Source organism: Pseudomonas sp. FW215-R2, from assembly GCF_058789255.1.
The window spans coordinates 1-22247 of record NZ_JBYTBO010000003.1; the positions used below are offsets into that span (position 1 = coordinate 1).

Below are 22247 nucleotides of genomic sequence, written 5' to 3' on the forward strand. Positions count from 1 at the left end.
GGCGTTGAGCTAACCAATACTAATTGCCCGTGAGGCTTGACCATATAACACCCAAGCAATTTGCGAACTCGAAAGAGGCCAGATTGCGGTGTGTGAAGACGAAACGAACCGAAAGTTCGAGTTCACAAAACACCTAGCTGTCACATACCCAATTTGCTGAAGCGAGGCCCTCTGGTCACGACTCAGTACCCGAATTTCTTGACGACCATAGAGCGTTGGAACCACCTGATCCCATCCCGAACTCAGAAGTGAAACGATGCATCGCCGATGGTAGTGTGGGGTTTCCCCATGTGAGAGTAGGTCATCGTCAAGATTAAATTCCGAAACCCCAATTGCGAAAGCAGTTGGGGTTTTGTTTTGCCCGCAGGAAAGTTCGTACGACATTCTCGGACGCCCTGCGGCTGTCCTCGCCTGCCGACAATGCTAAGGTTCAGCCTTAGCTTTTGTACTTTTCCAAGGAAGCCTTCATGCCGGACACTCAGTCCCTCAACGCTGCATTCATGGTGGTTCAGAGCAACAGCCTGGACGAACTGCGCAGCCTTGTGATCAGCATAATGCGGCGCTATCCGCTGGCTCCTCTGGAGAACGAAATTGCGCTCGTGCAGAGCAACGGCATCGCTCAATGGCTCAAGCTGGCATTAGCCGAGGATCCTGAAGAGGATGACCTTGGCGGCTGCGGTATTGCCGCCGCAATTGATGTGCAGTTGCCGGGCAGTTTCATGTGGCAGCTTTACCGAATGGTCCTGGGGCGAGATGAGATCCCGGCAAAGTCCCTGCTCGACAAGGCACCTCTGACCTGGCGGTTGATGCGCTTGTTGCCGCAGGTCATCGACCTGCCGCATTTCGAACCGCTGCAACGATTCCTGACCCATGACACCGACTTACGCAAGCGCTACCAGCTGTCCGAGCGTCTGGCTGATCTATTCGATCAGTATCAGGTGTACCGTGCCGACTGGCTCGAGGATTGGGCCGAGGGGCGTCATCAACTACGAAATGTCAGAGGTGAAATAAAACCGCTGCCCATCACCAGTTGCTGGCAGGCGGAGCTGTGGCGCGCATTGCTTGAGGATGTCGGTGAACAAGGCATGGCTCAAAGCCGTGCGGGCGTGCACCAGCGATTCATCGAGTGCATCAACAACCTTGAAAAAGTACCGACAGGTTTGCCTTCACGAGTAATCGTTTTCGGAATTTCCTCACTGCCTGCGCAAGTGCTCGAAGCATTGGCAGGGCTGGCCCGTTTCAGCCAGGTCCTGCTCTGTGTCCACAACCCTTGCCGTTATCATTGGGCCGATATCGTTGCCGACAAGGATCTGTTGCGCCATCAATACAAACGTCAGGCTCGCAAGAACGGCATGCCCGTGGTTCTGGATTCTGAATCACTGCATCAACATGCCCACCCGCTACTGGCAGCCTGGGGCAAGCAAGGTCGTGACTACATCAATCTGCTCGACAGCTATGACGACCCCGGCAGCTATCGCGCGGCATTTCGCAATGGTCGTATCGATCTGTTCAGCGAATCAGTCCCGCAAAATATGCTCAATCAACTGCAAGATGACATTCTGGAGCTGCGCCCACTCGACGAGACGCGTGAGCTCTGGCCCGACGTCGATCTGAAGCAGGACCAGTCGATTCGATTCCACATTGCCCATAGTGCCCAGCGTGAAGTGGAGATTCTCCACGATCAGCTTCTGGCCCGCTTCAGCGCCAATCCCGAACTGCGCCCGCGCGATGTGATCGTGATGGTGCCTGATATCGACAGCTATGCACCGCATGTCCGTGCGGTGTTCGGGCAGCTGGATCGTCATGATCCACGGTTCATTCCTTTCACACTGGCAGACCAGGGGCAACGCGGTCGCGATCCATTACTGATCGCAGTCGAACATTTGCTCAAGCTGCCAGACAGTCGTTTCCCCGTCAGCGAAATCCTCGACTTGCTCGATGTTCCAGCGTTACGCGCACGGTTCGGAGTGGAGGAGCGGGACTTGCCGACTCTGCATCGCTGGATCGAAGGCGCCGGTGTGCGTTGGGGGATGGACGCTGATCAGCGCGCCGGACTGGGATTGCCAAATGAACTGGAGCAGAACAGCTGGCGTTTCGGCCTGAGGCGGATGCTCCTCGGGTATGCGGTTGGCGACTCAAGTGCCTGCGCGGGTATTGAGCCCTACGATGAAATTGGCGGTCTCGATGCCGCATTGATCGGTCCTCTGGTCGCCTTGCTGGATGCTTTGGAGTACTCGCACCAGCAATTGCTGAAGCCTGCGAAACCCCAAGAGTGGGGGAGCCGGTTACAGGTACTGATGCAGGTGTTTTTCAAAGCGAGCAATGAGCATGACGACTACTTGCTGACCCAGCTTGAAGAGCTGCGCGAAACCTGGCTGGAGACCTGCGAATCCGTCGGACTGGAAGACGAGTTGCCGCTGACCGTTGTTCGCGAGGCCTGGCTGGCCGGGCTGGATCAGGGGCGTTTGTCCCAACGCTTCCTGGCCGGAGCGGTGAACTTCTGTACCCTGATGCCGATGCGGGCAATTCCATTCAAGCTGGTTTGCCTTCTGGGCATGAACGATGGCGATTATCCCCGGGCACAACCACCGCTGGATTTCGACCTCATGGGCAGCGATTACCGGCCGGGAGATCGCTCCCGCCGTGAAGATGATCGCTATCTGTTGCTCGAAGCACTGTTGTCTGCGCGTCATCAGCTCTACATCAGTTGGGTTGGACGCAGTATTCGTGACAACAGTGAGCGGCCACCCTCGGTGCTGATCGGTCAGTTGCGCGATCATCTCGCCAACGGTTGGCGCACGACTGACGAAAGTGCGGATATTTTGCATGCCATGACTCAGGAACATCCGCTGCAGCCATTCAGTTCACGTTACTTCCATGAGGGAGATGAACTGTTCAGCTACGCAAGCGAATGGCAGATGCTGCATCAACGTCATGAGCCTGTTGAAGTGAAAGGAATGCTTGAACCCCATGTCCAGGAGGAACCGTTGAGTCTCGCACTGCTGCAGGATTTTCTGCGCAATCCGGTGCGACACTTTTTCACTCAGCGATTGAAGGTTTACTTTGAAGCGGCACAAGTACCTCAAGCCGATGAAGAACCCTTTGTCCTGGATGCGTTGCAGCGATATACCCTCAGCGACAGTTTGCTCGAAGCGGCCCTGAGACATCCGGAGAGTGTTGATCAGGCGCTTGAGGCTCAGGCTCGGCGCCTGCAAAACAGCGGGCTGCTGCCCATGGCGGGATTTGGTGAGTGCCTGCAGCGAGAGTTGATCGAACCGCTTCCTGATTTGCTGCAACGCTATCAGCAGCTACTGACGCTTTGGCCGACTCCGTTGACCAGCGCGATCCCGATCAATCATGAATGTCAGGGATTACGCCTGGAAGGATGGCTTGGAGGTCTGCATCAACGCGCCGATGGCGGTGTGCTGTCGGTGACGACGATCCCCAACAGCATCGGTTCGATCAAGAACCGCAAATGGCACCGTCTGACCAAACCATGGGTCAATCATCTGGTCGCTTGTGCGAGTGGGCTTTCTCTGACTACGGCGCTGGTCGCCAGTGACGACACCCTTTTGCTTGAACCGATGGAGCAGGATCGGGCCTGGAGAATACTCGAAGACCTGCTGCTCGCCTGGCAGTCAGGAATGCGTCAACCGCTCCCGGTGGCGGTGAAAACCGCTTTTGCATGGCTGGGCCAGAATGACCCGCTGAAAGCTGAAGCCGCTGCCCGTAAAGCCTATGAAGGTGATGGCCAGACCAGCGAAGGTGAGCGACGCGAAAGCCCCGCATTGGCCCGTCAATTCCCGGATTACGATGCATTGTTGGCCGAAGAGACATTCCCCGATTGGTGCAACGCTTTATACCGCCCAGTGCTCGAAGCCCCTTGGCAATCCTTGGCCAGCGCGGGGGGACGTTCATGAGCGCAAAGCAGCCTCTTGCCCTGGCGTTTCCGTTAAAGGGCAGTCAACTGATCGAGGCCAGCGCGGGTACTGGCAAGACATTTACAATCTCCGCGTTGTATCTGCGCCTGATCCTTGGCCATGGAGGTGAAGCGAATGGCTTCGGTCGCGAGCTGCTGCCACCGCAGATTTTGGTGGTGACATTCACCGACGCAGCGACCAAGGAGTTGCGCGAACGTATTCGCACTCGCTTGGCGGAGGCCGCACGCTTCTTCCGTGACGAGACACCGCCTCCAGATATGTTGATTGATGAGTTGCGCGCGCAGTTCGACCCTCAGCAATGGCCCGGTTGCGCCAATCGTCTGGACATCGCCGCGCAATGGATGGACGAGGCTGCCGTCTCGACGATCCACAGCTGGTGTCAGCGAATGCTGCGCGAACACGCATTCGACAGCGGTAGTCTGTTTACCCAGACCCTCGAAACCGATCACAGCGATCTGTTGGGCGAAGTGCTCCGCGATTACTGGCGCCTGTTCTGCTATCCGATGCAGGGGGATGTACTGAATTGGGTTCGCAGTCACTGGGGCGGTCCGGCCGCTTTGTTGCCTCGCGTACGTGCTCTCTTCGGTGCTGAACGTAATGGAGCGGAAGGCAGATCTCCGGCCGAACTGATCGAAGAATGCCTGCAAGAACGTCGAGCAGCATTGGTTGAATTGAAAAAGCCCTGGCAGCAGTGGGCGGATGAGCTGCTCGCCATTTGTCATCAGGGCGTCGCCAGCAAGACAGTCGACGGGCGCAAGATGCAGGCTCGCTACTTCGAGCCCTGGTTCGAGAAACTCAAGGCCTGGGCTGAAGACGAGTCACTGGAGCAACTGGATATCGGTACCGGATTTACCCGGCTCACGCCTGACGGCATGGCCGAGGCCTGGAAAGGCGAGCCACCGAGCCATCCGGGACTGGACGCCATGCAGGCACTCAAATCAAGCCTCGATGAGCTGCCAACCCCCGACGCAGCGGTGCTGCAGCACGCCGCCAAATGGGTGGGCGAGCGCTTTGAAGAAGAAAAGCGTCGACGTGCCGAAATGGGTTTCGACGACATGCTGCTGCGACTCGACGCAGCCTTGCAATCCGAAGGCGGCGAGCGCCTCGCCACGCTTATTCGCGAGCAGTTTCCGGTCGCCCTGATCGATGAATTTCAGGATACGGATCCGGTGCAGTACCGGATCTTCGAGAACATCTATCGCATCGAGGAAAACAATCCCGAGACCGGACTATTCCTGATCGGTGATCCGAAGCAGGCGATCTATGCCTTCCGTGGCGCAGACATCTACACCTACCTGCGCGCGCGAATAGCCACCACCGGGCGGCTACATACGTTGGGCACAAACTTCCGCTCCAGTCATGGAATGGTCCGTGCGGTGAACCAGGTGTTCGAGCGCGCGGAATCCCGTGAACAGGGACGCGGCGCGTTTCTGTTTCGAGAGAAAAACGGTGACAACCCGGTGCCGTTTCAGCCCGTGGATTCTCAGGGGCGCAAGGAGTATTTGCAGATTTCCGGGCAAGACGTCCCGGCGCTGAATATCTGGCATTTATCCACCGAGCAACCAGTCTCCGGTGTGGTCTATCGCCAGCAGATGGCGGCGGCCTGCGCCAGTGAAATCACTGCCCTGCTCAATGGCGGACAAGCCGGCAGCGCTGGTTTCGCGCAGGACGGCAAGGATTTTCGCGGGGTGCAACCGGCGGACATCGCAATTCTTGTGCGTGACGGCAAAGAGGCCCAAGCGATACGCGGTGAGCTTGCTGCCCGAGGGGTGCGCAGTGTTTACCTGTCGGACAAGGATTCTGTCTTCGCTGCTCAAGAGGCCCATGATCTGCTGGCCTGGCTCAAGGCCTGTGCCGAACCGGATGTCGAGCGCTCGTTGAAGGCAGCCCTCGCCTGCACCACGTTGAACCTGCCGTTGACTGAGCTGGAGCGCCTGAATCAGGACGAACTGGTCTGGGAAGCACGCGTCATGCAGTTCCGAGCCTATCGCGAGATCTGGCGCAAACAAGGCGTGCTGCCGATGTTGCGGCGTTTTCTGCATGACTTCCATCTGCCGCAAACCTTGATCGCGCGCAGTGATGGTGAGCGGGTGCTGACTAACCTGTTGCACCTGTCGGAGCTGATGCAGCAGGCGGCCTCCGAACTCGATGGCGAGCAGGCGCTGATCCGGCATTTGGCCGAGCACCTTGCGTTGTCCGGTCAAGCGGGTGAGGAGCAGATCCTGCGCCTTGAAAGCGACGAGCAACTGGTCAAGGTCGTGACGATCCACAAGTCCAAGGGGCTTGAGTATCCGTTGGTGTTTCTGCCTTTTATCTGCTCGGCCAAACCCGTGGACGGCAGCCGGCTGCCGTTGCATTACCACGATGCATCCGGCAAGGCTCAGGTCAGTCTCAAACCTGATGCCGAGCTGATTGCCCTGGCCGACAATGAGCGGCTGGCGGAGGACCTGCGCTTGCTCTACGTCGCTCTGACCCGGGCACAACATGCCTGCTGGCTTGGCATGACGGACCTCAAGCGCGGCAATAACAGCAGCTCGGTCCTGCATCTTTCAGCACTTGGTTATCTGGTGGGTGGTGGCGCGTCATTGAGTGAGTCCAGCGGTCTGACTCGCTGGCTCGACGATCTGCAGCAACATTGCCCTGCGCTGAGCATCGTTGAAATGCCCCTGGCAACCAGCGAACGCTACCAGCCGCCACGCAACGAAGCGATCCCAAGTGCCACGTTGATCCCCAAACGCAAGGCCAGTGAGAACTGGTGGATCGCTTCCTACAGTGCCTTGCGAATCAGTGACGTGTTGAGTGTGGGCAGTGATGAAGCACCGGACAGCCCGCAAGCGCAGAAACTGTTCGACGACGAGCGCCTTGAGCCTGATGCTCCCCGCGAGATCATTCCGGGAGGGGCCGAGATTCACCGCTTCCCCCGAGGACCGAATCCGGGGACGTTCCTCCACGGACTGCTCGAATGGGCAGGTGAAGAAGGGTTCGCGGTTTCACGCGAGGCACTGGAAGACGCGATCGCTCGACGCTGCAATCGACGCGGCTGGGAAGGCTGGATCACGACCCTCAGCGACTGGCTGCAGCATTTGCTCAAATCGCCGATGCCTGCAGGCACCGGTCGACCACCGGTGGTGCTGGAGCAATTGAAACAGTATCGGGTCGAGATGGAGTTCTGGTTCGCCAGCTACAAAGTCGATGTCGTCAGACTCGACGAGCAGGTACGCAAGTTCACCCACAACGGTGTTGCCCGGGTCGCCGCCGAAGCGGTGCAACTCAACGGCATGTTCAAAGGTTTCATCGACCTGACCTTTGAACATGACGGTCGTTACTATGTGGCGGACTACAAATCCAACTGGCTGGGCGTCGATGACGCCGCCTACACCGACCAGGCCATGGAACAGTCGATTCTGGAAAATCGTTACGACCTTCAATACGTGCTGTATCTGCTGGCACTGCATCGTCAGCTCAAGGCTCGCCTCGCCGATTATGATTACGACCGGCATGTTGGCGGTGCGCTGTATCTGTTCCTGCGGGGCTCTCGTGCTGACAGCGGTGGTGTGTATTTCGTGCGGCCGCCGCGAGAACTGATCGAGCGTCTGGACCGGATGTTCCAGGGCAAACCGGAACCGAAAGCCGAGCCCGCGTGGGAACAGGGAGAATTGCTATGAGCCGCACCATCGCGGATTTTCCGCCGGTTTCACTGGATGCCGACGGCCTCGCGCAGCTCACCCCTCTGACGCGAGCCCATGACCTGTTGCAGCTACTGAACCTCTGGGTCGAGCGTGGATGGCTGCGGGCGCTGGACAAGGCATTCGTGGCATTTCTTTACGAGTTGGCGCCTGACGTTGATCCGTTGGTATTACTTGCCGCCGCGTTGACCAGTCATCAACTCGGCCACGGTCATGTGTGTCTGGATTTGTTCGAAACCCTCAAGGCCCCGGACTTCGCCCTGTCCCTGCCGCCGGAGGGTGACGTGCAATCGGGTGTGTTGTTGCTGCCATCGCAATTGCTTGAAACCCTGGAAGGGGCGCACTGGTGCAGGGTGCTGGCCGGCAGCTCGCTGGTGGCGCTGGCTGCCGACGACAATGAGTCTGCACGGCAATGTCCTCTGGTGCTATCCGGTAAACGCCTGTACTTGCGGCGGTACTGGGCCTATGAGCGACGCATCGACACTGCTCTGCGTCAGCGCTTGGCGGAGCATGAGCCGACGCCGGGCGATCTGTCGCAGCGGCTGGACGAGTTGTTCGGGTCGGCAAAGAACGCCGATGCGATCGACTGGCAGAAACTCGCCTGCGCGCTGGCGACCCGAGGTGCTTTCAGCATCGTCACGGGCGGGCCTGGCACCGGCAAGACCACCACGGTGGTGCGTTTGCTGGCGTTGCTTCAGGCCCCGGCGGTCGAAGCCGGCCAGCCTCTGCGCATTCGCCTGGCCGCCCCCACGGGTAAGGCGGCTGCGCGGTTGACCGAGTCCATCAGCCAGCAAGTGCAATCGCTGAAAGTCGCCGACGCCGTTCGGGAAAAGATTCCTTCCGAGGTCACCACTGTTCACCGTTTGCTCGGCAGCCGTCCCGGCACCCGACACTTCCGTCACCATGCCGGGAACCGTCTGCCGCTGGATGTGTTGGTGGTCGACGAAGCGTCCATGATCGATCTGGAAATGATGGCCAACCTCCTTGATGCGTTGCCGTCACACGCTCGTCTGGTGTTGCTGGGCGACAAGGATCAACTGGCCTCCGTCGAGGCCGGTGCGGTGCTTGGGGATCTGTGCCGCGACGCCGAGGCGGGTTGGTACAGTCCGCAGACCCGCCAATGGCTGGAGTCCTTTAGCGGTGAGTCCTTGCAGGACAGCGGTTTGCATGAGGACATCGACGGTACACACCCGTTGGCGCAGCAAGTGGTGATGTTGCGTCACTCGCGGCGTTTCGGCGAGGGCAGTGGCATCGGCCAGCTCGCGCGTCGGGTGAATCAGCAATTGCCGGATGAGGCTCGCCAACTGTTGGCTGGGCGAAGCCATGACGACGTGTATTCACTGGCGCTCAAAGGTGAGCAGGACCACGCACTGGAGCGGCTTGTTCTGGAAGGGCATGGCGATGGCCCCCACGGGTATCGGCATTACTTGAGCGTTCTGCGCAATCAGCGTCCGCCTGCCGGAGCTCCCCTTGAGCATCCAGGGTGGCTCGATTGGGCGCGTGAGGTCTTGCAGGCGTTCGATACCTTTCAGTTGCTGTGCGCGGTGCGTAAAGGGCCGTGGGGTGTCGAGGGGCTGAACCAGCGCATCACCGACGCGCTGCTCAAGACGCGGCTGATCGACAGCGACCAGCAATGGTATGAAGGTCGTCCGGTCCTGATGACCCGCAATGACTATGGCCTGGGACTGATGAACGGTGACATCGGCATTGCTCTCAAGCTGCCCGAGCGTGATGGACCGAACGCCGGTGAAGCGGTCCTTCGGGTGGCGTTCCCGCGTAACGACGGGCGCGGCGGGGTACGGTTCGTGTTGCCGAGCCGGCTCAATGATGTGGAAACCGTGTACGCGATGACGGTGCACAAGTCGCAAGGCTCGGAGTTTGCCCATACCGCGCTGATCCTTCCGGACGCCTTGAATCCGGTGTTGACCAAAGAGCTGATCTACACCGGCATTACCCGAGCCAAGCATTGGTTCACCTTGATCGAACCGCGAGCCGGGGTATTTGAAGAGGCGGTGCAGCGCAAGGTCAAGCGCTTGAGCGGTCTGATGCTGGAACTGGAGGAGGGCGTGGGACCTCGATAATGAAAATGCTGATGGATCCCGGCGTTATCTGACCAGCCGGTCAGAGGGTGCTGTATCGCTGGCGTTCCAACGCTGTGCTATCGTTGCGGCATCATCTCGTTACGATCCAAGAGAATCCCTGCATGAAGCTGGCTGTCTGGGCGACAGAGCGCGTAGTTGGCAGCAAGCAAGTGTTGCTTGCCGGTCTGCTCTGTTTGCTCACGGGTGTGGCTGCTGCCCAGTCGCAAACACCGGTCGGTATGGCCGAGCAACGGGCAAAATCCGTTACTCAGGTGGTCCTCGGCATTCTCAGTTATGCCCGCTGGCCGGTTGAACCTGCACAATTGCGCCTGTGCATCGTCGGTCCCACCGAATACACCGACGACCTGGTGAAAGGCACGACCCAGGCCACGGGCCGACCTGTCACGGTGCGTCGCCTGCTGGCCGACAACCCGTCTATCGTCAGCGAGTGCGATGCGGTGTACATCGGCAAACTCACCGCCGATGAGCGCAGCCGACTGTTCGCTTCGCTGATTGGCCACCCGGTATTGAGCATCAGCGAGGGCGGCGATCAGTGCACGGTCGGCAGTCTGTTCTGTCTGCGAGTCGGTGATGAGCAGGTGTCGTTCGAGGTCAATCTCGACTCCGTCGCCCGCAGCGGCGTGCGCATTCATCCGAGCGTGCTGCAGTTGTCGCGCCGCAAGCCGGCGGCCCCATGAGACGCAACAAATCCACAGGGCGTCCGACCCTGGGTTCGGTCATCGGTCGCGGGCATTTGATTGTCGCGCTGGTTGCCGTGGGAATGGCCAGTGTGTCCCTGACCCTGCTCGGCGTGCTGGCGCTGCGGGTCTATGCCGATCACAACCTGCACCTGATCGCTCGTTCGATCAGTTACACCGTGGAAGCGGCGGTGGTGTTCAACGACAAGCCTGCCGCGACGGAAGCGCTGGCGTTGATCGCTTCGACCGAAGAGGTGGCGGACGCGCAGGTGCTGGACAGCCAGGGCCAGGAGCTTGCGCGTTGGCAGCGTCCGGAGAACGGCTTGTTTTCCGGGCTGGAAATGCAGATAACGCGGGTCGTTCTGGAAAAACCGATCAGCCTGCCGATCCTGCATCAGGATCGCGAGATCGGTCGGATCCTGCTGACGGGGCACGGCGGCAGCTTGATGCAGTTTCTGTTGAGCGGTCTGGCGGGCATCATTCTCTGCACCGCGATCAGCGCCTGGGTGGCGCTCTATCTGGCGCGCCGTCAGTTGCGCGGGATCATCGGCCCGCTGCACAGCCTGGCGGGAGTCGCCCACGCCGCCCGCAGTGAGCGGGCGCTCGACCGGCGCGTACCTCCGGCGAAAATCGCCGAACTCGACAACCTCGGTAATGACTTCAATGCCCTGCTCGATGAGCTGGAGTCCTGGCAGACCCACCTGCAAAGCGAGAACGAAACCCTCGCCCATCAGGCCAGCCACGACAGCCTCACCGGATTGCCCAATCGCGCGTTCTTCGAAGGCCGTCTGATCCGCGCGCTACGCAGCGCCAGCAAACTCAACGAGCGGATGGCGGTGCTGTTTCTCGACAGTGACCGTTTCAAGGGCATCAACGACAGTTTCGGTCATGCCGCCGGCGATGCGGTGCTGGTGGCGGTGGCTAACCGGATTCGGGCGCAGTTACGCGAAGAGGATCTGGTGGCGCGTCTGGGCGGCGATGAGTTTGCCGTTTTGCTGACGCCGTTGCACAAGACCGAAGACGCCGAGCGCATTGCCGACAAGATCCTCGCCAGCATGGACACCCCGATTGCATTGCCGGGCGACACCAGTGTGGTGACCTCGCTCAGTATCGGCATTGCGGTTTACCCCGATCATGGCGCCACGCCCGGCACCTTGCTTGATGCGGCTGACGCCGCCATGTATCAAGCCAAGCGCCTGTCGCGTGGCGCCCAATTCACGGCCGGGTCGGAGCACCCGGTCGATCCCGTTCAAACCAGGAGCTAATGCCCGTGTTCTCACTTTCCGTTCGACTGTTTTCCACACTGATGTTGATGGCCATGTTGGCCCTGACCGGATGCCAGACCGCCCCGCAAAAAGGCCTGACGCCAGCGCAGATTGCCGTGCTCAAACAGCAAGGCTTTGAACTGACCGACGACGGTTGGGAGTTCGGCCTGTCGGGCAAAGTGCTGTTTGGCAGCGACATCGAAAGCCTGAACAAGCAAAGTACCGAAATCGTCGAGCGTATCGGCAAAGCCTTGTTGAGTGTCGGCATCGAACGGGTGCGAGTGGATGGTCACACCGATGCCTCGGGCAAGGAAAGCTACAACCAGCAGCTGTCGCTGCGCCGAGCGAAAAGCGTCGGCAAAGTGCTGACCACGGTCGGCATGAAGGAAGAGAACATTCAGCTGCAAGGCCTCGGCAGCCGCGAACCGGTGGCCTCCAACGACACCGTTGCCGGCCGCACCGAAAACCGCCGGGTGTCGATTGTGGTCAGCGCCGATTAATCGGCGAACTGCATTTCGCGGGTCTCACCCATCAACAGCGCCTGATTGCGCTCGGTCACCTCACGGATGTAATCCCACAACAGGGTGATCCGCTTGAGCTTGCGCAGGTCCTCCCGGCAGTACATCCAGAACTGCCGGGTGATGTCGATTTCCTCCGGCAGCACCGGTAACAGGCGTGGGTCCTGGGCTGCGAGGAAACACGGCAGAATCGCCAGCGAGCGCCCCTGCTGCGCCGCCACGAATTGTGCGATCACGCTGGTGCTGCGCAAATTGGCGCTGGCGCCGGGCACCACGTTCGCCAGATACAGCAGCTCCGAGCTGAACGCCAGGTCATCCACGTAACTGATGAATTGATGCTTGCCCAGGTCGGCGGGGCGGCGGATCGGCGGGTGTTTGTCGAGGTATTCCTGGGTTGCGTAGAGCTGCAAGCGGTAGTCGCAGAGTTTGCAGCACACATACGGCCCGTGTTCCGGGCGTTCGAGGGCGATGACGATGTCGGCCTCGCGTTTGGACAGGCTGATGAAGTGCGGCAGCGGCAGGATGTCCACCGAAATTGCCGGGTAGGCGTCGACGAAGTGGCTCAGTTGCGGCGTGATGAAGAAACTGCCGAAACCTTCGGTGCAGCCCATCCGCACATGCCCGGACAGTGCGACACCGGAGCCGGACACCTGTTCGCAGGCCATGTGCAGTGTGCTTTCGATCGACTCGGCGTAGCTCAGCAGACGCTGGCCTTCGGCGGTCAGCACGAAACCGCTGGTGCGGGACTTTTCGAACAGCAATGTGCCCAACGCCGCCTCCAGCGAACTGATTCGCCGCGACACCGTTGTGTAATCCACAGCCAGGCGTTTGGCCGCAGTGCTGGCCTTGCGGGTACGGGCGACTTCGAGGAAAAACTTGAGGTCGTCCCAGTTCAGCGAGCCTAAAGATGTGATGTTTTTTTGCATGATGGACGGGCTTATATGTGCGTTCTTATTAGAAGTTTGCACATCTATACTCCAAAAACAGTCCGACAACCAATTCGTGACACACGCCTCATCTCAAGGCGAACCCTTCGCCTTGGCTCCTAAGATAAAAACAAGTTCTGGAGACCAGCATGAACGCATCGCTTACGCCCAACGAAACCACGATCCAGAAGGTCAAGCTGCTGATCGACGGCGAGTGGGTCGAGTCGCAGACCACCGAGTGGCATGACATCGTCAACCCGGCGACCCAGCAGGTGCTGGCCAAAGTCCCGTTCGCCACTGCCGCTGAAGTCGACGCTGCCGTCAGTGCTGCCCAGCGTGCCTTCCAGACCTGGAAGCTGACCCCGATCGGCGCGCGCATGCGCATCATGCTCAAGCTGCAAGCGTTGATCCGCGAACACTCCAAACGCATCGCCGTGGTGCTGAGCGCCGAACAGGGCAAGACGATTGCCGATGCTGAAGGCGATATTTTCCGTGGCCTGGAAGTGGTCGAGCACGCGTGCTCCATCGGCAGCCTGCAAATGGGCGAGTTCGCCGAGAACGTTGCCGGCGGCGTCGACACTTACACCCTGCGCCAGCCGATCGGCGTCTGCGCCGGCATTACGCCGTTCAACTTCCCGGCAATGATTCCGCTGTGGATGTTCCCGATGGCCATCGCCTGCGGCAACACCTTCGTGCTCAAGCCGTCCGAACAGGATCCGCTGTCGACCATGCTGCTGGTGGAGCTGGCGATTGAGGCCGGCGTTCCGGCGGGTGTGCTCAACGTCGTGCACGGTGGCAAGGACGTGGTCGATGGCCTGTGCACCCACAAGGACATCAAGGCGATTTCGTTCGTCGGTTCGACCGCCGTCGGCACCCACGTTTATGACCTGGCCGGTAAACACGGCAAGCGCGTGCAATCGATGATGGGCGCGAAGAACCACGCCGTGGTGCTGCCGGACGCCAATCGCGAGCAAGCGCTCAATGCCCTGGTCGGCGCCGGTTTCGGTGCGGCCGGTCAGCGTTGCATGGCCACGTCGGTGGTGGTGCTGGTGGGGGCCGCCAAACAATGGTTGCCGGATCTGAAAGCGCTGGCGCAGAAACTCAAGGTCAACGCCGGCAGCGAGCCGGGCACCGATGTTGGTCCGGTCATTTCGAAAAAGGCCAAGGCGAGGATTCTCGATCTGATCGAAAGCGGTATCAAGGAAGGCGCCAAACTCGAGCTGGACGGTCGCGACATCAGCGTGCCGGGCTACGAGAAAGGCAACTTCGTCGGCCCGACCCTGTTCTCCGGGGTGACCACCGATATGCAGATCTACACCCAGGAAATTTTCGGCCCGGTACTGGTGGTGCTGGAAGTCGACACCCTCGATCAGGCCATTGCGCTGGTCAACGCCAACCCGTTCGGCAACGGCACAGGCTTGTTCACCCAGAGCGGCGCGGCGGCGCGTAAATTCCAGAATGAAATCGACGTCGGTCAGGTCGGCATCAACATCCCGATTCCAGTGCCGGTACCGTTCTTCAGCTTCACCGGTTCGCGCGGTTCGAAACTCGGCGACCTCGGCCCGTACGGTAAGCAAGTGGTGCAGTTCTACACCCAGACCAAAACGGTCACGGCGCGCTGGTTCGATGACGACAGCGTCAACGACGGCGTGAACACCACCATTAACCTGCGCTGAGGAATGGCCATGAAAATCGCATTTATCGGTCTGGGCAACATGGGCGCGCCGATGGCGCGCAACCTGATCAAGGCCGGGCATTCGCTGAACCTGGTGGACCTGAACAAAACCGTGCTGGCGGAACTCGAGCAACTGGGCGGCACCATCCGCGCCTCGGCTCGCGAAGCCGCACAGGACGCGGAACTGGTGATCACCATGCTGCCTGCCGCCGTGCATGTGCGCAGCGTCTGGCTCGGTGAAGACGGTGTGCTCGCCGGGATCGGCAAAGGTGTGCCGGCAGTGGATTGCAGCACCATCGATCCGCAGACTGCTCGCGACGTGGCAGCGGCGGCTGCCAAACAAGGCGTGGCCATGGCCGATGCGCCAGTTTCCGGCGGCACCGGCGGCGCCACCGCAGGTACGTTGACCTTCATGGTCGGCGCCACCCCGGAACTGTTCGCCACTCTGCAACCGGTGCTGGCGCAAATGGGCCGCAACATCGTGCATTGCGGTGAAGTCGGCACCGGGCAGATCGCCAAGATCTGCAACAACCTGTTGCTCGCCATTTCGATGGTCGGCGTCAGCGAGGCGATGGCCCTCGGCGATGCGCTGGGGATCGACACTGGCGTGCTCGCCGGGATTATCAACAGCTCGACCGGCCGTTGCTGGAGCTCGGAAATGTACAACCCGTGGCCGGGCATCGTCGAAACGGCGCCGGCCTCGCGTGGTTACACCGGTGGTTTTGGCGCCGAGCTGATGCTCAAGGATCTGGGGCTGGCCACCGAGGCGGCGCGTCAGGCGCATCAACCGGTGGTGCTGGGCGCTGTGGCGCAACAGTTGTATCAGGCGATGAGTCAGCGCGGGGACGGTGGCAAGGACTTCTCGGCGATCATCAACAGCTATCGCAAGCCGCAGTAATCGTCGTCAGGCCTGTGCTCGTCACAGGTCTGTATTGCCGGGAAATCACGTCGGGTGGTTTCCCGGCTTTTTTGTATCAGGCGAACACGAAATATTTGCGCACAGTCTCGACCACTTCCCAGGTGCCCTTCATGCCCGGTTCGACGACGAAGATGTCACCGGCACGCAGGTGGATCGGCTCCAGGCCGTCCGGGGTGATGATGCAGTAGCCCTCCTGGAAGTGGCAGTACTCCCATTTCACGTAATCCACGCGCCACTTGCCTGGCGTGCAGATCCAGGTGCCCATGATCTTGCTGCCGTCTTCGCTGGTGTAGGCGTTGAGGTTGACAGTGTGCGGGTCGCCCTCGAGCTTCTCCCATTTGCAGGCGTCGAGTACTGGCAGCGGGTGAGTGTCGCGCAGAACGGTGATAGGTGCGGGCATGACGGCTCCAGGCCAAAGGCAGTTTGAGTCGCCACCCTAACGTTGGTCAGCACTGTCGGAATGTCTGGGGTCGACCTCCAGATGCCTGTTAGCGCTGGAGGGATTCCCCCTGAAACCGGCCACTTGCACCAATGCTGTGCATACATGACGGTTTTAATACAAGCGCACCATAAAAGTTCAATAAATTTTTAGACCAAAACGAGATAACCATCCGGGCACCTATTGCAAAACAAAATCGTCTGTACTATAACATTCGTACTAAAGGACAATCCCACCCTAATGGAGCTACACCAGAGTCACGGACAGACTTGAATCGGCTTTTCTTCACATAAAACTGACTTGGCCATCGGCGCAAGCGTGAACTTCTACCTGTTGTTAATGAATAACGACAATTGAATGAACCGGTCAGTTAACAAGTTGCGCAGACGCAATGTTGTGCGTGCTTTGAATAGAAGCCCTAAATAAACAGTTAATTGTTATTTGTGCATCGGCGGAATTATATCTGCGGGATACGCACGCCTTTCGAATTTATATGTGCCCGGCATCAATGGAATGAGGCTTGATTGTGGACGACATAAACGTAATTGAAGTTTCGACGACCGTGAATAACGCGAGTGAATTGGGCCGGCATGTCTGGATTCGTGCTGGCAGCCGCCTGCAAAACGTTCAGGTCGCCGATGATTGTTTCATCGGATTCAAGTGTGATTTGCAGTTCGCCTCCATTGGCGCGTCCAGCATGCTGGCCACCGGCGCACGGTGCCTGGGCACTGCGCAATCACCGGTACACATTGCCGACAATGTCTGGCTGGGCGCCAAGGCCACCGTGACCGCGGGCGTTTCCATCGGCGCGGGAGCGGTGATCGCTGCCGGAGCGCTGGTGACTGCTGATGTACCGGCCGATGCCATCGTGGTCGGCCGCCCGGCGCGAGTCATTGCCCTGCGCACGGTGGTCGAGGACGGCCTGCCGAGCCCGGCGCCGGTGCTGGCGAAAGTCCGGGATCGTGCGCGCCAGGGCTTGCCGTCGATGCTCGATCGGTCGACGCAGTCGGTGCCGCGGCTCAAGGCGTTGAACCCCGACGCCGCGACCTGGGACATCAGCGACGAAGCCTTGATTGATGCCGAATTGCGCGGCGGGGCTTCGGTGGAAATCGCCCGGGACTGCATTCTGATCGGACGCAGCAGCCGCCAGGGCGGCATGTCGCAACTGGGCGGCATCGAACTGGGCACTGGCGCTCGACTGGCGCCGGGCGTGGTTATCGAAGCGGCCGGTGGCGTGACCATCGGTGCCTTCAGCGAGCTGGCCGAAGGCGTCACGATTGTTGCGTCTACTCATGATCATTCGTTCCGCTCACTGCCTTGGGAGGAGGCACCTGTGCGCATTGGAAGTCGTTGCGTAATTGGCGAGGGCGCCATCTTGGTAGGTCCACTGAATATCGGTGACGGTGCAGTTATCAAGCCGTACTCAGTGGTGATAAGGGATGTATTGGAAAACACTGTGGTTCATGGCGTTGTTCAACTAATGGAGATTCAAGAATGATTTTATTTGCCCCCAATCCGACCGGTTCAGGCCACAACATGCGCGCGCTTTCGATCGCTCAGGCGATTAAAAAGCAACGTCCGGATATGCCATTGACCGTGGCGCTGGCTTCTTTGCAGCCAACCTTTACGCCGATGTTCGAAAAGTCCGGCGTTGAAGTGGTGGATATTGCCGGTCGTTTGGTCGATTACTCGAAAAAGAGCAACTTGTCGAAGGAACTCGACTGGAATAATTACATCGGCGGTTATATCGCCAATACCTTCTTGTCCGGTGAGCGGATTCTGTCTTACCTGGCCCTGATCGCCGAGTACAAGCCGACCGCCCTGGTGTCTGACTACAACATGGCCGCCTGCCTGGCCGCGATTTTCAGCGGCACGCCGCTGGTGTTCGTGACCGAGCGTTATGACTTCACACTCTGCCAGCTCCAGGATCACGACCTGGCCGACGGTGGTTTCGAAGTCAATGCGCTGGAAATGGCCCGGGCCCGTACCGCGCTGCACAGCCAGTTCAACTGGATGATCAATCAGAGCCAACTGGTGCTGACCGACAAGCCGTACGTGGCTTCCCTCGATCAGGGCACGCCGGTCGCCGAAGCGCTGATCAGCGGCAAAGCGCATTTTGTCGGGCCGATGATCCGCGACATCAATGTCCAGAGCGGTTTGAACGTTCGCGAGCAATTGAACCTGGGCGATGCGCCGTTCGTTGTTGCCTCGATCAGCGGCACCACGATGTTTGCGCAGAACAAGGACGCGCTGCTCGCCGCTTACCTCGACAGCTTCAAGGTCCTGCGCGAACGCAATCCGGAACTGAAACTGGTGTTGCTCGGCCGTCAGGATATCCAGGCCCAGGACGGCGTGGTTTGCGTACCGTATTACCCGGACTGGATGGGCCTGCTGCGCGAAGCCAGTCTGCTGATTTCGGCGCCGGGCTGGATCACCGTGACGGAAATCGCCGCGCTGCAGATTCCGACCCTGTTCGTGCTGCCGTCCAAATCCGAATACCACGAACTCGAAGCGCTGCGCCGCCTGGAGCTGCTCGGTTTCCCGACGCATCTGGGTCACGATCGCGATGCCATCGTCGAGCTGATTCAGGGCGAACTGGAGAAAGACACTCGCGCTTGCGCCTATTACGCGCCTCATCGTCAAGTGGCCGCGCCGGACGGCGAAGGTGCTGCCCGTGCCGCCATGCGCATCATCGAATTGTGTCAGGGCAGCGTTGTGTCGCTGACTGAAAGCAAAGCCGCTTAACCTCAAGGAAGAGGGATTTACCATGCCGCTGCATCCGCAGTTTGTATTTGATCAAGGCCTCAAGGACATTGAGTACGGCGGTTTTTTTGCTGTCACCGATGCCAGTGGCGAAGTCGCGATTTCCACTGACAAGCAGTTGCAGGATCAGGTCGCGGCCACGCTCTACCAGGCCGACCACGGTGACGATGTTCAACTGCGTTTTGCCCACGACGGGTTGATGCGTTTGTACGATGCGCCGAACGCCGGTTTTCACGAGCTCGCTGACCGCTACTGGACGCCGCATGGTTCGGGGCGTTGCCGAACGCTGGCGTTGCAACTGGACGCATTGGCTGCGCTGATTGCCTATCAGCGTCGAGTGCCGCAGGACGCGGCGAACGATGCCGTGATCCACGGCATGCTGGAAAAGGTCGAAGCGCTTTACGCCCGTTCCACGGTTGCCGGCCTGTACAGCAGCGACTGGTCGACGCCGCTGGAGCTGGCGACCTCGATCGATCTGGACATCAGCGCCACGGCCTTGCTGGCGCGTATCGGCAACGAGCCGTTGGGTCTGGGGCTGGTCGGGCACTTGCAGATTCACGCAGAAAACCTGATCGGTCGCGTGGCCGGCAGTGACAGTGCATCCTGTGTCGATGTGTCCCTAACCCGCTGCGCCGTACGCGCTCAGGTCAGCCTGGTGCTGGCGCGTCTGGCCGATGTGCGGGACGACAATGCGCTGTCGAACCTGGCCCGTTCGTTCCTACTGCAAACCCTGTCACTGTTTCGCGATCCGGCCTACGGCGGGTACTGGGACCGGGTGGGCATCAACGGCAAAGTGCGTTGCGACTGGCACACCTCGTACAAAAACCACGAGTCGCCATTCCCGATCAAAACCGCCTACGACGTGGCGTTGCTGTTGCAGGCGATTCAGGCCTTGCCGTCCGGCGCGAGCGAAGCTGACCGGACTTCGGTGACGGCAGCCTTGCTGGAGTTTCACGACGCCCGCAATGGCGGACTGTTCATGGGCAAGGGCTACTTCTGGTCGACACCTGATGACCCGACCGTGCCGTTCATTCGGCAGTTCTGGGCGCCGCCGCGTCAGCCGGGGATTTTCAGCATCGGCAACCTGACGTACCTGCCGTTGCACTTGAAGAGCCTGAAAACCCAGCTCGCCGCCGCCCACGCCTTGCAGGCCATCGAGCCGGCCGCTGCCGTGGCTCATCATGACGATGCGGCGTTGGTAAACCGTGAGCTGCAAGTGATCGATGGCGGTGGCGATGTGCAGCGCATTCACCCGAATGGCGTGCCGACCATCAATGTCGATCTGCAGCGTTATCTCGCGTGGCTGGCCAAGGCCCGGGCGTCGAATGAAACCCCTTACGGGCTGACCGCTGAAACCGCGCCGCTGGGTTTCCGTGCCGACAAAACCTGGCAGGTGTTTTCCGGGTTGCACGTGATTTCGGACTTGCATGCCCTGGGCCTGCAAATCGAAAACAAGGCCAGCCTGATCGATTGCATCAGGGCCTCGCAGAACACCGACGGCGGATTTGCCGAGCAGCCGGGGCACCTGAGCGATGTGTTCGCGACCTACTGCGCGGTGTTGTCGCTGCGGGTGCTGGGCGCGTTGCCGAACGATATCGGCGGCTGTGTGCGTTACCTGCAAGCATGTCAGAACCCCGATGGCGGGTTCGGCGATGTACCGGGTTTCGGCTCGGACATCTGGCACACCAACCTGGCGGTGTTGTCGCTGCATGCGCTGGAAGCCAAGGCGCCGGACGAGCAGGGCGTGATGGCGTTTGCCTTGCGCTGCCGCTCGGCCGATGGCGGTTTCGCCAACAAACCCGGGTATCCGCCGGACGCCTTTTCGGTGTACCGCGTGGTGTCGACGCTGTTCATTCTCAACCGACGCATCGTCGATGCCGAACAGACCGTCGCCTGGCTGCAGAGCCTGCAACTGGCCAACGGCTCGTTCCACTACCGGCCGGGCAAAGCGGTCAGCCTGGTGGGGACTTACATGGCCATCGCGGCGATGTATCTGCTCGACGCCCAGCCGACGTATTTGCAGGAATCGAAAGACTGGATCGCTTCCCATCAGAAGCAGGACGGTGGTTTCGGCCCGCTCAATGCGACCTCGGCGACCACCGATGAAAGCTTCGTCTGCATCCAGACGCTGCTGATTCTCGAGCAAGGGCTGTCGCAATACTGGGTGGCACTGTTGAACTGACCTGCACACAGCATCGAAGGACGTTAAATCATCATTTTGCCAGGGGAGGCGCTGATGAAAATTTTAGTGACAGGGGGCGCGGGCTTCATTGGCTCGGCCGTGGTGCGGTTTCTGATTGAAGAGACCGAATGTGAAGTGATCAACGTCGACAAACTGACCTACGCCGGCAATCTCGAGTCGCTGGCCGATGTGTCCGACTCGCCGCGTTATCGGTTCTGTCAGGTGGACATCTGCGACAAGCCGGCGCTGGACGAATTGTTCGCGCGGCTGCAACCGGATGCGGTGATGCACCTGGCCGCCGAGTCCCACGTGGACCGTTCGATCGATGGCCCGCAAGCCTTCATCGAAACCAACATCGTCGGCACTTACACGATGCTCGAAGCCGCACGCGGTTACTGGAACAGACTGGACGCGGCGCGCCAGGCGGCGTTCCGTTTCCATCACATTTCCACCGATGAAGTGTATGGCGACCTGGAACCCGAAGATCCGGCGTTCACCGAGCGTACGCCGTATGCGCCAAGCTCGCCGTATTCGGCGACCAAGGCCGGTTCCGATCATCTGGTTCGCGCCTGGCATCGCACCTACGGCTTGCCGGTGGTAATGAGTAACTGCTCGAACAATTACGGGCCTTATCACTTCCCGGAAAAACTGATTCCTCACGTCATTCTCAATGCGCTGCAAGGCAAGCCGCTGCCGGTTTACGGCGATGGCGCTCAGATCCGCGACTGGCTGTTTGTCGAGGATCACGCCCGCGCCCTGTATGCGGTGGTCACGCGCGGTGAGGTCGGGCAGACCTACAACATCGGCGGCCACAACGAGAAGACCAACCTTGAAGTCGTGCAAACCCTGTGCGATCTGCTCGAAGCGCGCGGGGCGGAAAAACCGGCGGGCGTCGCGCACTTCCGCGACCTGATCACCTTCGTCAAGGATCGTCCGGGCCACGACAAACGCTACGCCGTCGATGCCGGGAAAATCCACGCGACGCTGGGCTGGACGCCGCAGGAAACCTTCGAAAGCGGTATGAAGAAAACCGTCGACTGGTACCTCGACAACCGCGCCTGGTGGGTCCGGGTGATGTCCGGTGCCTACGCGCTGGAGCGTCTCGGCGAGCAACGCAACGAAGCCCTCGTGGCCTGAACACACAGTCATTCAAA

Annotated in this window: 14 protein-coding genes and 1 rRNA gene; 13 read left to right on the forward strand and 2 right to left on the reverse strand. The window is 59.9% G+C overall.

Annotated features, from left to right (window positions below; genetic code table 11):
* The first annotated feature begins 197 nt into the window (after positions 1–197).
* The 7 genes from rrf (at position 198) to yfiB (ending at position 12171) form a co-directional block, all read left to right on the forward strand.
* Positions 198–313, forward strand: a 5S ribosomal RNA gene (rrf, locus tag AC3WRD_RS04930).
* A gap of 154 nt (positions 314–467) precedes the next feature.
* Positions 468–3920 (forward strand): exodeoxyribonuclease V subunit gamma, encoded by a 3453-nt coding sequence (gene recC, locus AC3WRD_RS04935; protein ID WP_102619352.1) that lies wholly within the window; start codon positions 468–470, stop codon positions 3918–3920.
* Positions 3917–7606 carry an exodeoxyribonuclease V subunit beta gene (gene recB / locus AC3WRD_RS04940; RefSeq protein WP_102619353.1) on the forward strand — a complete coding sequence of 1230 codons (3690 nt, stop codon included), beginning with the start codon at positions 3917–3919 and terminating at the stop codon, positions 7604–7606. Before recC ends, recB begins: the two co-directional genes overlap by 4 nt.
* Positions 7603–9708, forward strand: coding sequence for an exodeoxyribonuclease V subunit alpha (gene recD / locus AC3WRD_RS04945; protein WP_102619354.1), 2106 nt, complete (start codon positions 7603–7605; stop codon positions 9706–9708). Before recB ends, recD begins: the two co-directional genes overlap by 4 nt.
* 122 nt (positions 9709–9830) lie before the next feature.
* The gene (gene yfiR / locus AC3WRD_RS04950) at positions 9831–10406 is read left to right on the forward strand and encodes a regulatory sequestration protein YfiR (RefSeq protein ID WP_102619355.1); all 576 of its coding nucleotides are present in this window, start codon (positions 9831–9833) and stop codon (positions 10404–10406) included.
* Positions 10403–11671, forward strand: coding sequence for a diguanylate cyclase DgcN/YfiN (dgcN, locus tag AC3WRD_RS04955; RefSeq protein ID WP_096818682.1), 1269 nt, complete (start codon positions 10403–10405; stop codon positions 11669–11671). The genes yfiR and dgcN overlap by 4 nt, the downstream gene beginning before the upstream one ends.
* Positions 11671–12171: an outer membrane lipoprotein YfiB gene (gene yfiB, locus AC3WRD_RS04960; RefSeq protein ID WP_173861315.1), complete on the forward strand. Its 501-nt coding sequence runs from the start codon at positions 11671–11673 to the stop codon at positions 12169–12171. The genes dgcN and yfiB overlap by 1 nt, the downstream gene beginning before the upstream one ends.
* Here the strand turns inward: yfiB and AC3WRD_RS04965 are convergent.
* Entirely contained in the window at positions 12168–13115 is a 948-nt protein-coding gene (locus AC3WRD_RS04965; protein WP_102619356.1) for a LysR family transcriptional regulator, read from the reverse strand. The two genes, yfiB and AC3WRD_RS04965, sit on opposite strands and share 4 nt — an antisense overlap.
* Positions 13116–13264: 149 nt before the next feature.
* On the opposite strand from AC3WRD_RS04965, the gene AC3WRD_RS04970 reads away from it, so the two are divergent.
* Together AC3WRD_RS04970 and mmsB are read left to right on the forward strand one after the other, a co-directional pair.
* The gene (locus AC3WRD_RS04970) at positions 13265–14791 is read left to right on the forward strand and encodes a CoA-acylating methylmalonate-semialdehyde dehydrogenase (RefSeq protein WP_102619357.1); all 1527 of its coding nucleotides are present in this window, start codon (positions 13265–13267) and stop codon (positions 14789–14791) included.
* A 9-nt stretch (positions 14792–14800) separates the two neighbouring features.
* Positions 14801–15688, forward strand: a complete 888-nt coding sequence (gene mmsB, locus AC3WRD_RS04975; protein ID WP_102619358.1) for a 3-hydroxyisobutyrate dehydrogenase — start codon at positions 14801–14803, stop codon at positions 15686–15688.
* A 76-nt stretch (positions 15689–15764) separates the two neighbouring features.
* Here mmsB and AC3WRD_RS04980 read toward each other — a convergent pair whose 3' ends face one another.
* Positions 15765–16109, reverse strand: coding sequence for a cupin domain-containing protein (locus AC3WRD_RS04980; RefSeq protein WP_096818693.1), 345 nt, complete (start codon positions 16107–16109; stop codon positions 15765–15767).
* Positions 16110–16710: 601 nt separating this feature from the next.
* Here AC3WRD_RS04980 and AC3WRD_RS04985 point away from each other — a divergent pair.
* Genes AC3WRD_RS04985 through rfbB form a run of 4 tightly spaced genes read left to right on the forward strand, consistent with a single transcriptional unit; the run spans position 16711 to position 22230 of the window.
* The gene (locus AC3WRD_RS04985) at positions 16711–17646 is read left to right on the forward strand and encodes an acyltransferase (RefSeq protein ID WP_256580581.1); all 936 of its coding nucleotides are present in this window, start codon (positions 16711–16713) and stop codon (positions 17644–17646) included.
* Positions 17643–18893: a glycosyltransferase family 28 protein gene (locus AC3WRD_RS04990; RefSeq protein WP_102619359.1), complete on the forward strand. Its 1251-nt coding sequence runs from the start codon at positions 17643–17645 to the stop codon at positions 18891–18893. The genes AC3WRD_RS04985 and AC3WRD_RS04990 overlap by 4 nt, the downstream gene beginning before the upstream one ends.
* Positions 18894–18915: 22 nt before the next feature.
* Positions 18916–21093 (forward strand): prenyltransferase/squalene oxidase repeat-containing protein, encoded by a 2178-nt coding sequence (locus AC3WRD_RS04995; RefSeq protein ID WP_102619360.1) that lies wholly within the window; start codon positions 18916–18918, stop codon positions 21091–21093.
* A gap of 54 nt (positions 21094–21147) precedes the next feature.
* Positions 21148–22230, forward strand: coding sequence for a dTDP-glucose 4,6-dehydratase (gene rfbB / locus AC3WRD_RS05000; protein WP_207267942.1), 1083 nt, complete (start codon positions 21148–21150; stop codon positions 22228–22230).
* Positions 22231–22247: the final 17 nt, after the last annotated feature.